General features: G+C 59.5%; 16 protein-coding genes and 1 pseudogene. 12 read left to right on the top strand and 5 right to left on the bottom strand.

Translation table 11 applies throughout. From position 1 onward, the window contains the following. Window positions 1-170 precede the first annotated feature (170 nt). From msrB to msrA, 3 genes are read left to right on the top strand one after another with little or no spacing between them, the layout of a single operon-like run. Complete coding sequence (msrB, locus tag AC1RS8_RS08110; RefSeq protein ID WP_340315268.1) at window positions 171-689, top strand: peptide-methionine (R)-S-oxide reductase MsrB; 519 nt, start codon at window positions 171-173, stop codon at window positions 687-689. 33 nt (window positions 690-722) lie between these two features. After that, window positions 723-2,498: a cytochrome c biogenesis protein DipZ gene (locus AC1RS8_RS08105; protein ID WP_489339774.1), complete on the top strand. Its 1,776-nt coding sequence runs from the start codon at window positions 723-725 to the stop codon at window positions 2,496-2,498. Window positions 2,499-2,528: 30 nt separating this feature from the next. Then, window positions 2,529-3,236 carry a peptide-methionine (S)-S-oxide reductase MsrA gene (msrA, locus tag AC1RS8_RS08100; protein ID WP_489339775.1) on the top strand — a complete coding sequence of 236 codons (708 nt, stop codon included), beginning with the start codon at window positions 2,529-2,531 and terminating at the stop codon, window positions 3,234-3,236. A 46-nt stretch (window positions 3,237-3,282) separates the two neighbouring features. On the opposite strand, the gene AC1RS8_RS08095 is transcribed toward msrA, so the two are convergent. Next, window positions 3,283-4,188 carry a LysR family transcriptional regulator gene (locus AC1RS8_RS08095; RefSeq protein WP_090453193.1) on the bottom strand — a complete coding sequence of 302 codons (906 nt, stop codon included), beginning with the start codon at window positions 4,186-4,188 and terminating at the stop codon, window positions 3,283-3,285. A gap of 102 nt (window positions 4,189-4,290) precedes the next feature. Between AC1RS8_RS08095 and AC1RS8_RS08090 the strand changes: the two genes are divergently transcribed. After that, window positions 4,291-5,466, top strand: a complete 1,176-nt coding sequence (locus AC1RS8_RS08090) for an aspartate aminotransferase family protein (protein WP_489339776.1) — start codon at window positions 4,291-4,293, stop codon at window positions 5,464-5,466. A 128-nt stretch (window positions 5,467-5,594) separates the two neighbouring features. On the opposite strand, the gene AC1RS8_RS08085 is transcribed toward AC1RS8_RS08090, so the two are convergent. Then, window positions 5,595-6,095 carry a P-loop NTPase family protein gene (locus tag AC1RS8_RS08085; RefSeq protein WP_489339777.1) on the bottom strand — a complete coding sequence of 167 codons (501 nt, stop codon included), beginning with the start codon at window positions 6,093-6,095 and terminating at the stop codon, window positions 5,595-5,597. A gap of 252 nt (window positions 6,096-6,347) precedes the next feature. Beyond that, a pseudogene (locus AC1RS8_RS08080) lies at window positions 6,348-7,184 on the bottom strand (CgnE/CgnB domain-containing protein); the annotation flags it as partial. A 554-nt stretch (window positions 7,185-7,738) separates the two neighbouring features. Between AC1RS8_RS08080 and srmL the strand changes: the two are divergent. Further along, complete coding sequence (gene srmL / locus AC1RS8_RS08075; protein WP_057716332.1) at window positions 7,739-8,887, top strand: PheS-related mystery ligase SrmL; 1,149 nt, start codon at window positions 7,739-7,741, stop codon at window positions 8,885-8,887. A gap of 209 nt (window positions 8,888-9,096) precedes the next feature. Here the strand turns inward: srmL and AC1RS8_RS08070 are convergent, their stop codons facing one another. Further along, window positions 9,097-11,019, bottom strand: coding sequence for an alkaline phosphatase D family protein (locus AC1RS8_RS08070; protein ID WP_489339778.1), 1,923 nt, complete (start codon window positions 11,017-11,019; stop codon window positions 9,097-9,099). Between the two features lie 205 nt (window positions 11,020-11,224). Between AC1RS8_RS08070 and AC1RS8_RS08065 the strand changes: the two genes are divergently transcribed. From AC1RS8_RS08065 to AC1RS8_RS08035, 7 genes are all read left to right on the top strand, one after another. Further along, window positions 11,225-12,205 (top strand): quinone oxidoreductase family protein, encoded by a 981-nt coding sequence (locus tag AC1RS8_RS08065; RefSeq protein WP_008050013.1) that lies wholly within the window; start codon window positions 11,225-11,227, stop codon window positions 12,203-12,205. 13 nt (window positions 12,206-12,218) lie between these two features. Beyond that, complete coding sequence (locus AC1RS8_RS08060; RefSeq protein WP_057716330.1) at window positions 12,219-13,067, top strand: TauD/TfdA dioxygenase family protein; 849 nt, start codon at window positions 12,219-12,221, stop codon at window positions 13,065-13,067. Window positions 13,068-13,182: 115 nt separating this feature from the next. Then, window positions 13,183-14,235: a beta-keto acid cleavage family enzyme gene (locus tag AC1RS8_RS08055; RefSeq protein ID WP_090453201.1), complete on the top strand. Its 1,053-nt coding sequence runs from the start codon at window positions 13,183-13,185 to the stop codon at window positions 14,233-14,235. A 92-nt stretch (window positions 14,236-14,327) separates the two neighbouring features. Next, complete coding sequence (locus AC1RS8_RS08050; RefSeq protein ID WP_090453203.1) at window positions 14,328-15,659, top strand: MFS transporter; 1,332 nt, start codon at window positions 14,328-14,330, stop codon at window positions 15,657-15,659. Continuing rightward, window positions 15,656-16,318, top strand: coding sequence for a DsbA family oxidoreductase (locus AC1RS8_RS08045; RefSeq protein ID WP_154947348.1), 663 nt, complete (start codon window positions 15,656-15,658; stop codon window positions 16,316-16,318). Before AC1RS8_RS08050 ends, AC1RS8_RS08045 begins: the two co-directional genes overlap by 4 nt. After that, window positions 16,315-16,641, top strand: coding sequence for a Rieske (2Fe-2S) protein (locus tag AC1RS8_RS08040; protein ID WP_057716326.1), 327 nt, complete (start codon window positions 16,315-16,317; stop codon window positions 16,639-16,641). Before AC1RS8_RS08045 ends, AC1RS8_RS08040 begins: the two co-directional genes overlap by 4 nt. Further along, the gene (locus tag AC1RS8_RS08035) at window positions 16,638-17,648 is read left to right on the top strand and encodes a YeiH family protein (protein ID WP_057716325.1); all 1,011 of its coding nucleotides are present in this window, start codon (window positions 16,638-16,640) and stop codon (window positions 17,646-17,648) included. The genes AC1RS8_RS08040 and AC1RS8_RS08035 overlap by 4 nt, the downstream gene beginning before the upstream one ends. 179 nt (window positions 17,649-17,827) lie before the next feature. Here the strand turns inward: AC1RS8_RS08035 and AC1RS8_RS08030 are convergent, their stop codons facing one another. After that, on the bottom strand, window positions 17,828-18,844 hold the full coding sequence (locus AC1RS8_RS08030; protein ID WP_150815013.1) for an AraC family transcriptional regulator: 1,017 nt from the start codon (window positions 18,842-18,844) through the stop codon (window positions 17,828-17,830). Window positions 18,845-19,151: the final 307 nt, after the last annotated feature.

Genomic DNA, 19,151 nt, shown 5'->3' with positions numbered 1-19,151 from the left:
GAGCAAGCTCGCTCCCACAGGAAATGCATTGTTCAAAATTGGCATATGCATTGTGCGGGTTTTTCGGCGCCCGAGTTATCACGAATTGTTTAACTTCCCGTGAGGATTTGGCGATCACCCAAAGCCTAGGCTGTGTTCTATGAAACACCCCTGGATTTTTGGAGACGAACATGTTTTCACGACGGCAATTTCTTGTAGCGAGCGGCGGGCTGGGGGTGGCAGCCCTGGCGATCGGCCTGTTGCCGAAGTTTTCCACAGGCTCGGCCTTGATCAGTGAAGCCAGCGCAGCGGAGGTATTCGAAGTGATCCACAGCGACAGCGAATGGCACGCTCTTCTGAGCGACGAGCAGTACGAAATCCTGCGCGAAGAGGGCACCGAGCGGGCCTACAGCAGCCCGCTGAACAACGAGCACCGCGATGGCACGTTCGTCTGTGCCGGTTGCGAGCTGCCGCTGTTTTCCTCGGCGACCAAATTCGACAGCCGCACCGGTTGGCCAAGTTTCTGGGCACCGCTGGACAAGGCCGTGGCGACCCGCCAGGACCGTGCGTTCGGCATGGTCCGTGAAGAGGTTCATTGCCGGCGCTGTGGCGGGCATCTGGGGCATGTCTTCGACGACGGCCCGAAACCCACCGGCCTGCGTTACTGCATGAACGGCCTGGCGATGAAATTCGTGCCCAAGACGGTGTGATTCCATTCCACTCACTTTTTGCAGGTAATCGCCATGTGGCTGCTGGTCCTCGCTTATCTCGGTGGTGTGCTGACGATTGTCAGCCCGTGCATTCTGCCAGTATTGCCGTTTGTCTTCGCCCGCACCGGGCAACCCTTCGTCAAAAGCGGGTTGCCGCTGCTGGTGGGCATGGCGCTGACCTTCGCGCTGGTCGCCACGTTGGCGGCGGTGGGCGGTGGCTGGGTGGTGCAACTCAATCAATATGGGCGTTGGCTGGCGCTGGTGTTCGTGGCGTTGTTCGGTCTGACGCTGTTGCTGCCGCAACTGGCCGAGCGTCTGACCCGGCCACTGGTGGCGGCGGGCAGTCGTTTGTCGGAGGCGGCGGGCGCCGATGCACGGCCACGTCCTGGTGCTTCGCTCCTGATCGGCGTGGCCACCGGCCTGCTGTGGGCGCCGTGCGCCGGGCCGATCCTGGGCCTGCTGCTGACCGGTGCGGCGCTGCAAGGCGCCAGCATTCAAACCACCTTTTTGCTGCTGGCGTACGCCGCCGGTGCCGCCACTTCCCTCGCGCTGGCCTTGTTGCTGGGCGGCAAAGTCTTCACCGCGATGAAACGCTCGATTGGCGCGGGCGAATGGCTGCGTCGCGGCCTTGGCGGGGCGATGCTGGCCGGTGTGGCAGCGATTGCCCTGGGTCTGGACACGGGGATTCTGGCGCGGTTTTCCACGGCGTCGACCAGTGGTATCGAGCAAGCGCTGGTGGAGAAACTGTCCGGCAAGTCACCGCGTAACAGCGGGGCGATGATGGCGCAAAACTCGACCTCCGCCGGCGCGGTGCAAGTGGCTGACAAAACCCCGGGCACCTTGCCGGTCGAAGGCAACCTGCCGTCACTGGAGGGCGCCGTGCAATGGCTCAACTCGCCACCCCTCGATGCCCAGGCCTTGAAAGGCAAGGTCGTGCTGGTGGATTTCTGGACCTACTCCTGCATCAACTGCCTGCGCTCGCTGCCCTATGTGAAAGCCTGGGCCGAGAAGTATCGCGATCAAGGCCTGGTGGTGATCGGCGTGCATGCGCCGGAGTTTGCCTTCGAACGCGACGTCAGCAACGTCACCAAGGCCATGAAAGACCTGGGCATCAACTACCCGGTGGCCATCGATAACGAGTTCAAGATCTGGCGCGCCTTCAACAACGAGTACTGGCCGGCGCATTACTTTGCCGACGCCCAGGGACGCATTCGTTATCACCATTTCGGCGAAGGCGCGTACGCCGAATCGGAGCGGGTCATCCAGCAATTACTGCGCGAGGCGGGGGCGGCCAAGGTCGCCGACGGGCTGATCAGTGCCAAGGCCGATGGCGTGCAAATGGCCCCGGACAAGGACGCCGTGCAGTCGCCGGAAACCTATGTCGGCTACCAGCGCGCTGAGCATTTCGTGCCCGAAACCGCGCTGGTGCCGGACAAGGTCGCGGCCTACAACCCGCCGGCGCAACTGGCCCTCAATGACTGGAGCCTGGGCGGCCAGTGGCATGTCGGCCCGGAGCGGGCCACCGCCAGCGCGCCGGCCAGCCGCATCGTCTATCGCTTCCACGCCCGTGATTTGCATTTGGTGCTCGGCCCTGGCGCCGATGGCAAACCGGTGCGTTTCAAGGTGCTGATCGACGGCAAGGCCCCCGGCGATGCCCATGGCATGGACGTGGCACCCGATGGCAGCGGCACCGTGACGGACCAGCGTTTGTATCAACTGGTACGCCAGAGCGGCGGCGTGACCGACCGGACCTTCAGTATCGAGTTTCTTGATCCGGGGGCGTCGGCTTACGCCTTCACTTTCGGCTGATAACTGTTCAACGCTTCAGGAGTTCGCCCCATGAAAACACTCTTTACCTGGCGCCGTACCCTGCTGGGGCTGGCGGCTGCCGGCATCATCAGCCAATGCTCGGCCTTCTCTTTCGGCGGTGCCGAAAAGGCGGTCATCCTTCCACCGCCGGCCCTTGATGAAAGCACCCAGGCCCGCAGCGAAACCGCGGTGTTCGCCGGTGGCTGCTTCTGGGGTGTTCAAGGTGTGTTCCAGCATGTCAAAGGCGTGAAGAACGCCGTCTCCGGCTACGCGGGCGGGGCGGCCAATACCGCGCAATACGAGCGCGTCAGCAACGGCAATACCGGCCATGCGGAGTCGGTCGAAGTCACGTTCGATCCAGCCCAGGTCAGTTACGGCACCTTGCTGCAGATCTACTTTTCAGTGGCGCACAACCCGACCGAGCTCAACCGCCAGGGCCCGGACAGCGGCACCCAGTACCGCTCGGCGATCTTTACCAAAAACGCTGAGCAGCAGCGGGTCGCACAGGCCTACATCACCCAGCTCGACGCCGCGCAAGTCTTCGACAAACCGATCGTGACCAAGCTTGAAACCTTCAACGGTTTCTACCCGGCGGAGGAGGAGCATCAGGATTTCCTGACCGAGCATCCGACCTATCCATACATCGTGATCAACGATTTGCCAAAAGTGGCGCAGTTGAAGCAGCTGTACCCGGATCGTTATCAGGAACAGCCGGTGCTGGTGAAGGCGGGGATGTAGTGAATGGGGAATCGACGACCCTGGCACTGAATCGTCGGTCAGCGGATCAGTGCTTGCCCCACAGCTGCATGGCGAATTCGACGAAACGGCGCAACTTCGGCAAACGGTGGCGATCCTGGGCATAGACCAGGTGCATCGGCCGGCTGGGCGGACAGTAATCGGGCATCAAGGCCAACAGCTTTCCGTCCTTGAGGTCCTGCTCGACCAAGGCGTCGGGCATCATCACGATGCCCATGCCGGTGCGCGCCGCTTGATGCAGTCCGGCGGAACTGTTGATCAGCATCGGCCCGCCGACCCCCACGCTGACTTCGCCATCGGGACCGGCCAGGCGCCATTCCTTTTGCACCGATTGCCAGTCATCTCCGGCCGGATAGGCAAAGGACAGGCAGTCGTGATGGCGCAGGTCTTCAGGTGTTTGCGGAGTGCCGCGACGGGCCAGGTAGTCCGGTGACGCGCACATGGTCAGGGTGTAGTCGATCAGCGGGCGGGCGATCAGGTTGGAGGGCTCCAGCGCCCCAAGGCGAAACGCTACATCGAGGCCGTTTTCCAGCAGATCCGGGCGTCGGTTGGTCAGCACCACGTCAAGTTTCACCCGCGGGTTTTGCCGGCTGAACTCACTCAGTGCCGGGGCCAGGCGCTCGGTCCCGAAGGTCAGGGGCGCGGTGATGCGCAGGATGCCGCTCGGTTCGTCCAGAGCCTGCTCGGCCAGTCGCTCGGAATCGGCCACCAACCCCAGCACTTCCAGGCAGCGCTGGTAATACGCGGCGCCGAACTCGGTCAGCCGCTGGCGCCGCGTCGTGCGGTTGAGCAGGCGCACACCCAGCCGTTGCTCCAGGGCCTTGAGGTGATTGCCGACCATGGTCGTGGACATTTCACACTGCAAGGCAGCGGCGGTCATGCTACCGGTCTCCACCACTTTCACGTAGACGGTCATTGCCTGGAATAAATCCATTATCAAGCTCTGCTTTTAAATGATTGAAGTTTTACAGTGTTTATCCAGCTCTGGTGGCTAACCATACTGCAAAAACACCGACCCTTGCTGGAGCTTGATGTCATGACCGCCGCCTGCCTGATGAGCACTTACCAACCCCTGGCCTTGAGTTTCAACAAGGGCCTGGGCACTCGCCTGTGGGATCAGGCCGGTCGCGAATACCTGGATGCGGTCGCCGGTGTGGCGGTGACCAACGTTGGCCACTCCCATCCGAAAATCGTTGCCGCCATTACCGAGCAGGCCGGGTTGCTGCTGCACACCTCGAACCTCTACAGCATCGACTGGCAGCAACGGCTGGCGCAGAAACTGACGCAGCTGGCGGGCATGGACCGGGCGTTTTTCAACAACTCCGGGGCCGAAGCCAACGAAACCGCACTGAAAATCGCCCGGCTGCATGGCTGGCACAAGGGCATCGAGCAGCCGTTGGTGGTGGTCATGGAGAATGCGTTCCATGGCCGCACCCTTGGCACCTTGTCTGCCAGCGATGGCCCGGCGGTGCGCCTGGGTTTCAACAAGCTGCCGGGGGATTTCGTCAAAGTGCCGTTCGGCGACCTCGGCGCGCTGGACAAGGTGCAACAGGCCTTTGGCTCGCGGATCGTGGCGATCCTGATGGAGCCGATCCAGGGCGAAAGCGGCGTGCAACTGGCGCCGCCGGGCTATCTCAAGGCCGTGCGGGAACTGTGCAACCGGCGCTCATGGCTGATGATGCTCGATGAGATCCAGACCGGCATCGGCCGCACCGGCCAGTGGTTCGCGTTCCAGCACGAAGGCATCGTCCCGGACGTCATGACCCTGGCCAAAGGCCTGGGCAACGGCGTGCCCATCGGCGCTTGCCTGGCCCGTGGCAAGGCGGCCGAACTTTTCACGCCGGGCAGCCACGGCAGCACGTTCGGCGGTAATCCGCTGGCCTGTCGAGTCGGATGCACCGTGCTGGATATCGTCGAAGAACAAGGGCTGCTGGAAAACGCCCGGCTTCAGGGGGCGCGCCTGCTCGAAAGATTGCGCACAGAACTGGCGGGCAACCCGAACGTCTCGCAAATACGCGGCCAGGGCCTGATGATCGGCATCGAACTCAAGCAACCGATCCGCGACCTGAGCCTGATCGCCGCCCGGGATCAAGGCTTGCTGATCAATGTCACGCGGGGGAAAACCATTCGCCTGCTGCCGCCGCTGACCATCGATGAGCGGGAAGTGGAGATGATTGTCAGAGGGGTGAGTGGTGTGGTGACGGTGGCTTGAAATACGCTCCCTGGGCACCGCAATACCTGTGGGAGCGAGCTTGCTCGCGATAGCGATGGGTCAGTCACCATTGATGTCGAATGTGTTGCCGTCATCGCGAGCAAGCTCGCTCCCACAGGTTTTGTACTTTAACTGATGGGTAATATTCCTGCTTCTGAAGCGAAGTCGGTGATTTCAATCCGATTGGTCAGGCGGATCTTCGAGGCACCAAAGTCATCGAATATCCGCTGATGCGCCGCAAATCCACTTGAGTCGTCACGGGTGCGATAGTTGTTAGCCCACTCCAGCATTGCAACCAGTCGTTCGTCATCGTTGGCTTCCCGCCGGCGAATGTTGGCAACGCAATCGACGTCATCGATACACAGCCAGATCAACGCCGTGGCCCGGTGGAGGATTTCACTGACGATCCAGCCGTAACCCCCTTCGATCACCCAGCGCTCTTCATCGGCAGCGATCCGCGCCATTCCCAGCGCTTCATTTCGGGGGCGGGGGATGCTGTGTTCGTCGGACAGCCAGTGAATCCGGTCGAGATCGGTCCAGGGCACACGCAGTTGCTCGGCCAGCCGCTGCGCCAGCCAGCTCTTGCCCGAGCCGGAGTTGCCGATGATCAAGGTTCGGGTGAGGTTCATGAGAGACACCGATCAATTGTGGGTGTGAACCTGCTCGCGAAAGCAGTGCTTCAGTCAGTATTGATGCTGGATGTGCTGGTCTTATCGCGGGCAAGCCTGCAGGTACACCAGAATCTGCCGGCCTGTGCGCCTTGAGGTCCATCGGTAACTTGCCGTGCGTCACTGCTCATCATTTCTGTAAGCCCTTTTATAGTGTCAGTTTTTAGACATCGCTATGATGTGGGTGGTTGTAGTGAGGGCGATTAGGTTGGCTCAGTTGTGAGTTGGGCTTACCTTTACTGCTGGGCTCAGGAAATCTATGTGATAGCCAGAGGAACCGTCCCCAATTGCTATATGAACGCCATTAATTCCTTCGTTTAATTGAGAGTTGATTTTGTAGTCAATGCTATTTGCGATTGTTTCGTTTACTCCAATAGCAAACTCAGTCAGCTTGAGGCCTCTAGGTCCTGCTGCAAGATCCAATAGTTTTATGTGTTCATTGCCATTTATTTTCAGTGAGGTGATTGTGTTGTCTTCAATGGTTAATAGTGCGCCTTCTTCAGATATGCGATCACTCAACCATTTTAAAGAAATATTTAAGCCTTCTGGTAAAGCTGGGTTGGGTCTTCTAAGAGCTGTAAGTATTCCGGATATTTTTAATGTTCCGTGAAAGGAAAACGGACTCGGCTCTTGTGGCTTCATGTGAGCATAATGGACTTCAAAAAACTCCGCCACGGACTGAATGAAATCGTTTTCTATATCCTCGGTAATCAAAGCATAAGGCTGAACGTGAGGGGGTATCGTTATTTGCGCGTCAGCGTCATTTCCGGTCAAGAAAAATGAGTTGTGTGAATTGAGCATGTTCAGTACACGTCTTTGTGTGCTTAGCGCTTGTTGAAAGTCGCTTATCAATAACAGATTCAAACTATAAAGTGCTGCTTTTAAAGTAGGCTCGAATACTTGTGTTGCACAAAAGATGCTTTTTTTGTGTTTGGTATTTTTCGCAATTTCAAATGTCTTTTTCGCTGCATCATTAGTGAATGAAAAGATGATGCTGTTTTTGGGGGGGTTGTCGATGTCAGAAATGTTGAGTGTCTTGAATCCTAAATTAGAGCACTCTTGGAGGAACTCCTAAAAGTCCGCAATTATGGAAGGCTCTTCTTGACCAAAGAGCGTTGTTATCATCGTTCTGGATAACATTGGTACCTCCTTTTTTGTCGGTGGGCGGCAAGAGTGATCTTGACGCCCATTTTCATCATTTACTCTTCAGTATGAGCCCAAGCTAACGGCGCCCAGCCAAAATTTTCCGGGCCGGAAGTTATGCGGGTGAGCTTTTCTTTAACGACATTTTTCTTTTTCATTTGATCGTCATTTTTCATTTTGTTGGTTTTGTGCTCCCTGGTGGTCCTGAGGGGTGAAATAATTAATATAGGTTTTTTTGATGTATTAAATAGGTTGCTTGAGGTTTTTTAGAACTAATGATGCTTGTGAAGTGTCTTGTAAGAGGCTCTTGGTTATTTGTGTAAGTAGTGGCTGTAGTCCTCTTCTGAAAATTTAGTTTTTCACCGAGTTTGGTTGTGATGGACGATCTGAAATCGTTAGGTTGGTCTACGGGGCTCTTTTTACGGGGGGCTACATTCAATTGTTAATAAGGAGGTTGTTTAGTGCAGGAATCAAAGAAATATCTGACGGATACGTCCGTACACCAAGCCTTGTTACTGGCTGATCTAACAGAACCCGCTGCACCCGATCACGCCATTCGATTATTACTCAAGGAGGTCCTTCAAGGATTAACGGATAAAGGCTGGCCACAAGCGCAAGTGCAGACGGGGCCGAGAATTGTCTCAGCTGAAGAAAACTACGGATTGCTCGGTTATGACCCAGCAGAAATCACCCTCGGAAGTGCACACACCCGCTGGGTTGATGAGTGTTCGTTGCTGCGAACGCAAACCACCAGTCAAATTCCAGCAGCGCTTCAGCGAGCTGCCCAGCTACGGCAACCGGGGCAGTCAATATTATTGGCCGCGCCTGGTATCACTTTTCGTCGCGACAGCCGGGATCGTTGGCATTGTGCGGAACCCCATCAGATGGATATCTGGGTGCTCGGTGATCCTGATTTGTCGACGCATGAGCATTTACTTTGCTTGGTCGGCGATATCCTCAAATCTGCCGTGCCAGATATGCCTTGGATCTACAGTGATAGTCCGCATCACTACACTGAGGGCGGGATCGAAGTAAACCTGTTGAATGACGGCGTCCCGGTAGAGGTTCTGGAGTGCGGTCGAATTGCCAAATCATTATTGGAGCGACTGAAGATCGATCCTTTGCGTCATGGAGGACTGGCGCTGGGAATGGGATTGGATCGCTTGACCATGCTGCGCAAAGGCATCCCGGATATTCGTTTGCTACGTGATCAGAACGAACGAGTACAGGCACAGATGCATGATCTGAATCTGTGGAGCGCCGTCTCTCGGTTGCCTTCGATTACTCGAGATATTTCGTTGGCGGTAACGCCGGGGCTGAGCGAGGAGGTGTTGACTGAAAGGATGTTGCAGGCAGCTGGCGATTGTTCAGATTGGATCGAGGAAATGCAGATCAAAGGGCGCTGGGCGTTCACAGAACTGCCTCTGCAGGCCATTGATCGCCTCGGATTGCTGCCGGGGCAGGAGAATGTGCTACTACGTGTTGTACTGCGTGATTGTTCGCGATCAATCACCACTGCTGAGGCGAATGCCTTGTATTCGAAAATTCAGGTGGCACTCCATGAAGGTACGCCGGGGGCGGGTTACAGAATGGATTCCCCCAATATTTAACTGGCCTCTTCGCGAGCAGGCCCACAGGATCTGGAAATAGCACAAGAAGTGTATACGCCAGAAATCCAGTGTGTGCGAGCCTGCTTGCGAAGGCGGTATGACAGTCACAATTGTAGAGTCTGACAGACAGCATTCGTCGGTACGCCGCCCGGAGCAGGTCAGATCGCGGCACCGTCGCTTCCACAGTTTTTTGTGGTGTCTTCTCTGCCTCAATCATCGCTTGCCGGCGCAATCATCCGGGTCTTCGGTGAGCCGTTCGAATTGTGCTGATAGATGGTCTGCGGCTGTCCCAGGTCATTGAAATACACCTGGCCGATCCCCGCCGAGTTCCATAGCCGCTCACCCGCTTCGGCGTGTTCGGGCAAGTGGGGCACGATGCGCATGCGTCGACGCTTGGTCAGCCAGTTCAACGGTGAGCGTGGCGAGTACAGCCAGCGGTTGAGGCGGTCGAACCACTCGAGCAGGCTGGGCGGGAATTCATTCTTGATGCCGCTGCTGGTGATCTGCCAGATGCGCGGTCCGGCCTTGCGGTGGCGGATCAGCACTTCGTAGACGAAGGAATAGTGCACATCCCCCGACAACACCACGTAGTTACCCGGGGTGCGCGAGTGGCGGAAAATGTTCAGGATCACCTGTGCCGCGCCGCGATGGGCCATCCAGTTTTCCGCGTCCACCAGCAGTGGATAACCGCACCAGCTGAATACCCGCTGCACGGTTTCAATCAGTTTGACGCCGAAGATCGGCGCCGGCGAAACGATGATCGCACTCGGGTGGTCCAGCAGTTCCTGTTGCAGTTCGCTCAGGGCTTCCCAGTCGAGCAAACCGGAAGGCTGCTTGAGGTTCATTTCGCTGCGCCAGCGCCGGGTGCGGGTGTCGATCACCACCATGGCCGGGGTGGTCGGCAGCACGTAATGCCAGTGCTGAAACTTCAGTAGATCACTGATCAAGTCATCCTGAACCGTGCTGTCGAGGTGAAGGTCGCGTGCGCTGTCGCTCAAGGCTCCGGACTTTTCCAGCAGGGTAGTGAACGCATCCGGGTTGTTGCCCCAGCCCTGGCACAACATGTACGCCAGCAGCGCGTTGCCGATGATGCGCCGGGAGAACGGATGGCCGTAGGCCGTTTCCTCCCATTGCGCGGAAAGGTTCCAGTCATCGGTGATGTCGTGGTCGTCGAAAATCATCAGCGTCGGCAGATGCGCCAGTGCCCGCGCGACGTCGCCAAGGCCTGCCTTGAAGGCATCGATGCGCGTCTGCTCAAGGGCGTAGCGCTTGAGCCTTTGCGGCGTCAGCGTCGGTGCCTGGGGCGCGATCAGGGTCCAGGGCACTGGCGACCAGACCAACAAGTACATGGCCATGACTTCGGCGAAGGTCACCAGGTGATTGTCGGCGCTGCTGCTGGTGAAAATCGGCTTGCGCGCGCCACCGAAAAATCGCTCGCGCAGGGTTTCATTGCTTTGCAGTGCCGGCAGCAGATCCGCGCGGTGGTAGTAACTGGCCGGATGCTCGTAGAGCCTGGCGCTGTCGCTGACCACCGCGCCTTCGAGGTGCTCCCCGAACAGCCCCAGACGCGCGATCAAGGCGTGAATCGCCCGCAACATCGGCCCCGCGACATCGTCGGCGTAGACCTGATCGCCAGTCATCATCAGCAGTGCCGGGCGGTCCTTTGCCTCGTGTTCCTGGGCAAGCAACCGGTCGACGCACAGCAAGCCGTCTGTCGCCGGGTGATGAGGTTTGCGGCAAGAACCGTGCAGCAACTGATCGACCCGTGCGCGCAGGACGAAGTTCGGGCAATGGGCATCGCCATACAGCAGGTGCGGTGCCCAGTCGGCGATGCCTTTTTCTGTGCCATCGATCAGCAGGTCATAGTCGATCGATTCATCCCGGGGCAGGGCGCAATCGAGTTGCACATCAATCAAGTGCACAAAGGCATGACCCCCCACCGCAATCACGGTGCATTGCCCGGCATCGAGTCGGATATCGCCGACGCCCTGCAAACGCAAGGTCAGCGCCAGCGCCCGGGAACCCACCAGCCACAGCACCAGCCGCATGGGCTCAAGACGCCGCAACAGCGGGCCGGCCAGGACCGGCGGCAGGGCTGGGTGATCGTTGGACAGTGGCAGTGCTTCGGACATCCGGGGTCAAGGCTCTTGGGGAATCGAGGCGGGCGATGATAGCGCAGGTGACGACGGGACCGGCTAGAACGATCCCGTTTCTGCCTGTCACCAAATGAAAAGCCATTGTCGTCTGATGAGAAGCGTCTCAACAGGCCTCGTCCTACAGTCCAATCAGCGCAATTCGATGCAACACGCCCATATTGCAGATTGGAGAATAAGAAAAATGGCCAAAGCCGTACGCTTCTACGAAACCGGTGGTCCCGAAGTTCTACGTTATGAGGACGTCGAAGTCGGCGAGCCCGGTCCCGGCCAGGTTCGCCTTCGTCATGTGGCGGTTGGCCTGAACTATGCCGACACCTATTTCCGTAACGGTACCTACCCGATTCCGATGCCCAACGGCATGGGCGTCGAGGCCTCTGGCGTAGTCCAGGCCGTTGGTGAAGGGGTCACCAACGTCGAGGTCGGTGATCGCGTCACCTACACCGGTTTCCTCAACACCCTCGGCGCCTACAGCACCGAGCGCCTGATCCCGGCCGCGCCGCTGATCAAGCTGCCGGAAACCATCAGCTTCGAGACCGCTGCCGCGATGACCATGCGTGGTCTGACGTCCTCGTATCTGATGCGCCGCATCTACGACTTCAAACCGGGCGACAGCATTCTGTTGCATGCCGCCGCTGGCGGTGTCGGTCTGATCGTTTCGCAGTGGGCCAAGTTGCTGGGCCTGAACGTGATCGGCACGGTTTCGACCGAGCAAAAAGCGGAAATCGCCCGGGCTCACGGTTGCGACCATACGATCAATTACAGCCATGAAGACGTCGCCGCTCGCGTTCGCGAACTGACCGACGGTGTGGGCGTCAACGTGGTGTTCGACAGCGTTGGCAAGAACACCTTCATGGGTTCGCTGGATTCGTTGAAACCCCGTGGCCTGATGGTCTGCGTGGGTACCGCGTCCGGCCCGATCCCGGCGTTCGACCCGGTGATGCTGGCGATGAAAGGTTCGCTGTACCTGACCCGTCCTGCCCTGGCCAACTACATCAGCGACCCTGCGGAAAAAGCCGCCCTGGCCGGCGAGTTGTTCGACCATGTCGGCAGCGGCCGGATCAAGATCGAGATCAACCAGCACTACGCCTTGCAGGACGCCGTGCAGGCCCATCGCGACCTTGAATCGCGCAAGACTACCGGCTCATCGATTTTCGTCGTTTAAGGAGCGGCCAGCCATGAAAGTCGAACAATTGACCTGCAGCATTGGCGCCGAACTGATCGGCGTCAACCTGGCCGACGCGGTGCATGACGATGGTCTGTTTGCGGAGATTCGTGCCCAGTTGCTCAAGCACCGCGTGGTGTTCCTGCGTGATCAGGACATCACCCGCGCCGAGCACGTGGCCTTCGCCCGGCGCTTCGGCGAGCTGGAGGATCATCCGGTGGCCGGCAGTGATCCGGAGCATCCGGGGCTGGTGCAGATCTACAAGAATCCTGACCAGCCGATGGACCGCTATGAAAACGCCTGGCACACCGACGCCACCTGGCGCGAAGCACCGCCGATGGGCTGCGTGCTGCGTTGCGTGGAATGTCCGCCAGTGGGCGGCGACACCATGTGGGCCAACATGGTCCAGGCCTATGCGAACTTGCCGGAAGACGTAAAGGTCAAGATCGCCGACCTGCGTGCCCGCCACAGCATCGAAGCGAGCTTCGGTGCCGCCATGCCGATTGAAAAACGCCTGGCGCTCAAGGCGATGTACCCGGACGCCGAACACCCGGTGGTGCGCACTCATCCGGAAACCGGCGAGAAGGTGCTGTTCGTCAACGCTTTCACCACCCACTTCAGCAACTACCACACCCCTGAGCGGGTGCGCTTCGGCCAGGACGCCAACCCCGGCGCCGGCGAGTTGCTGCGTTACCTGATCAGCCAGGCGTACATCCCTGAGTATCAGGTTCGCTGGCGCTGGAAGCCCAACAGCATCGCCATCTGGGACAACCGCAGTACCCAGCATTACGCCGTCATGGATTACCCGCCGTGCCATCGCAAGATGGAGCGTGCCGGGATTATCGGCGACAAGACGTTCTGATCGAACGCCACCTGCATCCGCACTAGCAGCATTCGCACTCGTAAACACGTCTGCCCGGCACGACCCCGGGTGGGCGAGACAATCATAAGAACTGGCATAAGAACTGGAGTAACCCATGCAATTCTTCGACGATTCCCTGCACCCCGAAAACATGGAAAAGGTAGTCATTACCGTGGCCCCGTACGGCCCGGAGTGGATGCCGGAAGACTTCCCGGAAGACATCCCGTTGACCATGGATGAGCAAGTCCAGAAAGCGGTCGAATGCTATGAAGCCGGCGCCACCGTGCTGCACCTGCATGTGCGCGAACTGGACGGCAAGGGCTCCAAGCGCCTGTCGAAGTTCAACGAGCTGATCGCCGGTGTGCGTGAAGCCGTGCCAGACATGATCATCCAGGTCGGCGGCTCGATTTCCTTCGCTCCGGAAAGCGATGGCGAAGCGGCCAAGTGGCTGTCCGACGACACTCGCCACATGCTGGCCGAGCTGACGCCGAAACCGGATCAGGTCACGGTCGCGATCAACACCACGCAAATGAACATCATGGAGCTGTTGTATCCGGAGTACCTGAAGGGCACTTCCCTGGACAACCCGTTGATCCACGCCGCCTACAGCGAAATGACCGTACCGGCAGGGCCGGCCTGGGTGGCCGAGCACCTCAAGCGCCTGATGGACAACGGCATCCAGCCACACTTCCAGTTGACCGGCATGCACGCCATGGAAACCCTCGAGCGCCTGGTGCGCAGGGGCATCTACAAGGGCCCGCTGAACCTGACCTGGATCGGCATCGGCGGCGGTTTCGACGGCCCGAACCCGTTCAACTTCTTCAACTTCATCCACCGCGCGCCGGACGGTTGCACCCTGACCTCCGAATCGCTGCTCAAGAACGTCATGCCGTTCAACACCATGTCGATGGCCATGGGCATGCACCCGCGCGTGGGCAATGAAGACACTATCATTGATCACAAGGGCGATCGTTTCGGCTCGGTTGCACAGATCCAGCAAACCGTGCGCATTGCCCATGAACTGGGCCGTGAAATCGCCACCGGCAAAGAAGCCCGCGAGATCTACCGCATCGGCGTGCAGTACGAAACCATCGAAGAAACCCTGTTGGCCAACGGCATGGCCCCCAACCGCAAGGTTGGGCAGAAAGGTGTACCGCAACGCGGTTGACCTAGGGTCGGGGCGAGAGGCCGTGACCTCTCGTCCGCCTGACCGTTACACGCTTGATAAGAAAAATAAAACAAAGCTCTTGAGGAGGCTGCATGGCCTTTCACCCAATAGCCGCTGACGATGACGACTCCTGCGGAGTCGGCGTTGCGCGCCAATATGCCTGGATCGTCTTTGCCTTGACGTTCGGTCTGTTGATTTCCGATTACATGTCGCGTCAGGTACTGAACGCAGTATTCCCCCTGCTCAAGACTGAGTGGGCGTTGAGCGACGGACAACTGGGTCTGCTTAGCGGCATCGTTGCCCTGATGGTCGGCCTGCTGACATTTCCCCTGTCGTTGATGGCTGACCGCTTCGGTCGGGTCAAGAGCCTGGCGTTGATGGCTTTCCTGTGGAGCGTGGCGACCCTGGGTTGCGCGCTGGCTCAGGACTACCAGCAGATGTTCATTGCGCGGTTCATGGTCGGCGTCGGCGAAGCCGCCTACGGCAGCGTGGGCATCGCGGTGGTGATTTCGGTGTTCCCCAAACACATGCGGGCCACCCTGGCCAGTGCCTTCATGGCTGGCGGCATGTTCGGTTCGGTGTTGGGCATGGCTTTGGGCGGTGCGATTGCCGCCAAGCTGGGCTGGCGCTGGTCGTTCGCCGGCATGTCGCTGTTTGGCCTGGTGCTGGCGATGCTCTATCCGCTCATCGTCAAGGAAGCGCGCATAGCGCCACGACGTGCCGCGCAGATTGCGAACAAGACGGCTGCCGCGGTCAAGCGTCCGCTGCGCACGCTGTGGTCCAGCCGTTCGGTGGTGTCGACCTACATCGCCAGCGGCTTGCAGTTGTTCGTCGGCGGTACGGTGATGGTGTGGATTCCCAGCTACCTCAACCGCTACTACGACATGCCTACCGACAAGGCCGGTGGCATGGCGGCAATCATCGTGTTGTGCAGCGGTGCGGGGATGATCCTGTGCGGCATGCTCAGCGATCGCCTGTGTCGGAACTCGCCGGAGCGCAAGGTCAGCCTGGCCATTGGTTTTTGCCTGGGCAGTTGCCTGTTGCTGTCGGCAGCGTTCGCATTGTCGGCAGGGCCTGTGCAATTGGCGCTGATCTGTCTGGGCATGGCGATTGCCACCGGCACCACCGGCCCCGCCGGTGCGATGGTTGCCAACCTGACCCATTACTCCGTCCACGGTACGGCGTTCGCCACGCTGACCCTGGCCAATAACCTGCTGGGGCTGGCACCCGGGCCGTTCCTGACTGGCCGTGTGTCCGACCTCATCGGCCTGCATGCCGCTTTCCAATTAGTGCCACTGGTCAGCCTCGCGGCGGCAGCGGTGTTCTTCTATGCCAAGTGTCATTACCAAAAAGATATCGCCCGGCTTGAGGGTCAGAGCGTGCCTGAGCCTGTCAGTGCAGCCGGGATAGAGGTGAAGTTGTGAGTCGTCGTTTACGTATTGATGTGTTTTTCGATTTTATCTGCCCCTGGTGCCTGATCGGCAAACGCCAACTGGAGCATGCGCAGGTGCAGTTTCGCAGTCGTCACCCGGATGTGCAGATCACCACGGTGTGGCATGGCGTGCAGTTGCTGCCCCAGATACCGGTAGAAGGTGAACCTTTCGCCGATTTCTACCGCAAGCGCCTGGGCAATGCCGACGCAATGACCATGCGCCAGAATCAGGTACAGCAGGCTGCCGGGGCGGTTGGACTGGCCATCGACCTCAGCCGTATCGAGACGATGCCCAACACCGCGGACGCCCATCGTTTGTTCGAGCGTGCCAGCGCACTGGGCAATGCCAGTCAGCGTGAAATGTTGCTCGAACGACTGTTCGCCGCTTATTTCCTGAGGCGCGAAAACCTCGGTTGCCGTGAGACCTTGCTTGCCATTGCCCGCTCCTGCGGCGTCGCTCCGGACGGGGTGCTCGATTGCCTGAAGGGCGATGCCACGCCGTTTGAAGGATCCCCCGACGCGACCAGTGGCGTGCCGAGCTTCAAGTTCGACAACCGCATGACGGTGATCGGCGCACAACCTGCTCAGGCGCTGCTCGCGGCCATGACCGAAGCCCTCAAGGAAAGTGATCGCGAGCGGCAGCCAGCATGACCCGACGCATTCCCGTGCCAGCCGGCAAACACCCGCAGGCTGGAGGCCGGGCGCTGTTCGAGTTCGAAGACAAAAGCCTGGCGCTGTTCAACGTCGACGGGCAGTTGTTTGCCATTGACGACAGTTGCCCGCACCAGGGCTCTTCCCTATGTGGGGGGCGTCTTGAAGGCCGGGTGATTCAATGCCTCGCCCATGGTTTGCGCTTCGATTTGCACAGCGGCTACCTGCTCAACTCCAGGCAGGTCAAAGTCACCAACTACCCGGTCGAGATCATCGACGGCCAGGCGTTTATCGTCATCGCATCCGAGGAGTCCGCGCCATGAGCGCCATTGCTCTTACCCGTATCCACACTCGCACGCGCGAACTGGCACCTGGGTTAATCGTCAGTCTGATTGTCGCGGCCGCCGCGTCGTTCTTGTCCGAGCACTACGGTGCGCCGGTCATGCTGTTTGCCTTGCTGTTGGGCATGGCCCTGAATTTTCTCGCCGATGACGGCCCCTGCAAGGCCGGTATCGAGTTCACCGCCCGCACCGTGCTGCGCATCGGCGTGGCGCTGCTGGGCATGCGCATCACCCTGGAGCAAATGGCCGCGCTGGGCTGGAAGCCGATTGCACTGGTGGTGATCCTGGTGGTGGTGACCATCAGCGTGTCTGTGATCGCCGCCAAGGCCCTGGGCTTCCAGCGCCTGTTCGGCATGCTCACCGGCGGCGCGACGGCCATCTGTGGCGCTTCGGCGGCCTTGGCGCTGGCAGCGGCGCTGCCGAACCATCCGCAGAAAGAGCGGGCGACCCTGTTCACCGTCATTGGCGTTTCGGCGTTGTCGACTCTGGCGATGATTGTCTATCCGATGATCGCCAACTGGCTGCAGTTGTCACCGCAGGTGGCGGGTGTGTTCCTCGGCGCCACGATCCACGACGTGGCCCAGGTGGTCGGCGCCGGCTACAGCATGTCGACCGAGACGGGCGACACGGCCACGGTGGTCAAGCTGATGCGCGTTGCGATGCTGCTGCCGGTGATCGTCACTGCGGCGATGATCACCCGCATGCAAGGCGCCGATCCGACCGGCAAGCGCCCGCCGCTGTTGCCGTGGTTCGCCGTCGGTTTTCTGATTCTGGCCTGCATCAACAGCACCGGATGGATAGCGCCTGCGGTGCAGGGATCGGTCAACGAACTGTCGCGCTGGTGCCTGGTGATTTCCATCAGTGCCCTGGGCATGAAGACCCGCTTGCGCGAGCTGGCGGCGGTCGGGATCAAGCCGATTCTGCTGATGGTGGGGGAGACGGTGTTCCTGGTCGTGCTGGTGCTGTTGTTGCTGCGCTGGGGGCTCTAATTGTCAGGTTGATACAAAACCTGTGGGAGCGAGCTTGCTCGCGATAGCGGTTTCACATTCAACACTCATGGTGGCTGACACACCGCCATCGCGAGCAAGCTCGCTCCCACAAGGATTGCAGTTCCAATCTCGCGCTTTCGGCGACTGTACCAGCAGTCGCCGTTTTTTTTGCCCTGCTGTCAGGACGGTTTCGCCCCAGCCTGCTTCTGCGCACGCCACGTCGCCGGCGGCATGCCGAACTGGCTGATGAACCAGCGGGTAAACGAACTCGCCATCGAGTAGCCGAGCATGTCGGCAATGCGGCTGAGGGAGTAGTTGGGGTTGTCCAGGTAACGCAGCACCAGGTCGCGGCGCACGTCGTTGATCACGTCGTTGAAGGCGCAGCCGTCGTCCTTGAGGCGGCGCTGCAGGGTGCGCACGTTCATGCCCTGGCTCTGGGCCACCTGCTCAATGGTGGCGCGCCCCATGGGCAGCAGCAGGTAGATGGCCTTGCGCACCTCGAACAGCATCGAGGCGCCTTCGTGGTTCTGCAGCGAGTCGAGGTAGCCCTGGGCATAGCGGGCCATGGCCGGGTCTGCGTTGGGGTTGGTCATGTCGAGGCTGATGTCAGGGCAGACGATGCCGTTGAACTCGCTGCCGAACTCCAGGTTGCAGCCGAACAGGCGGCGATGCAGGTGCAGGTTGTCCGGTGGCTGGTGCATGAAGTTGACGCTGTAGGGATGCCAGTGTGAGCCCAGCAGGGCCGAGCACAGCCGGAACATTACACCGATGGCCAGCTCCGTGGCCTGGCGGCTGGGCATCGGCGTTTCGGTGACCACCTCTTCGCGAATGATCACCATCTTGCCGGCCTCCTCAATGAAGATGGCCAGTGAGTCATTCATCAGGTGCCGGTAATCCACTACGACCTGCAAGGCATCGCGCAGCGTGCGCTGGTGGCTGAGCAACAGGCTGACCACGCCGAAGTCCGAGAGCTGGCGCGATTCGGCCATGCTCAGGCCGAAGGTCTGGCAGCCGCTGGCGGCGGCCGAGTCTTCCAGCAAACGGACGGCGGCATCGATATGGATGCGGTGTTCAGGGGCTTGCAGTTGGGCCCTGCTCAAGCCGACACCGGCCAGCACGTCGCGCGGGTTGAAACCCAGGTACTGGGTGACCTCCAGGTAGTTGGTCAAGACAGCGGCGCGAACAAGCTTGGTCATGCGAAAGTCTTCCCTGTGCCGATGGCGGTTGGCGTGAGCGTGGCGACTATATCCAGCGTATCAACAGTTGAACAGTTGTCATGTCGTTGATGGATTTCATGCCATACGGTCACCAATCTTCTACGCTGCATGGAGCCATCAGCGCTCATCCGTTGATTACAGTGACCTTGCGCCAACCTGCGGGGATTTTCGACCAGTGGTCGCACTGTCCTGCTGTCGGACAATTTGTCATCAAAAGAAAAGTGCATGACGTCCAATGTAAAGCGCTTCGGGTGGGCGCTCTTTAATGTCGACACTACAAAAAGCC

It is taken from the genome of Pseudomonas sp. GW821-FHT12A04, assembly GCF_058807755.1.
Note: the sequence above shows the minus strand (reverse complement) of the source record. Positions and strands in the feature narration are given on the sequence as shown.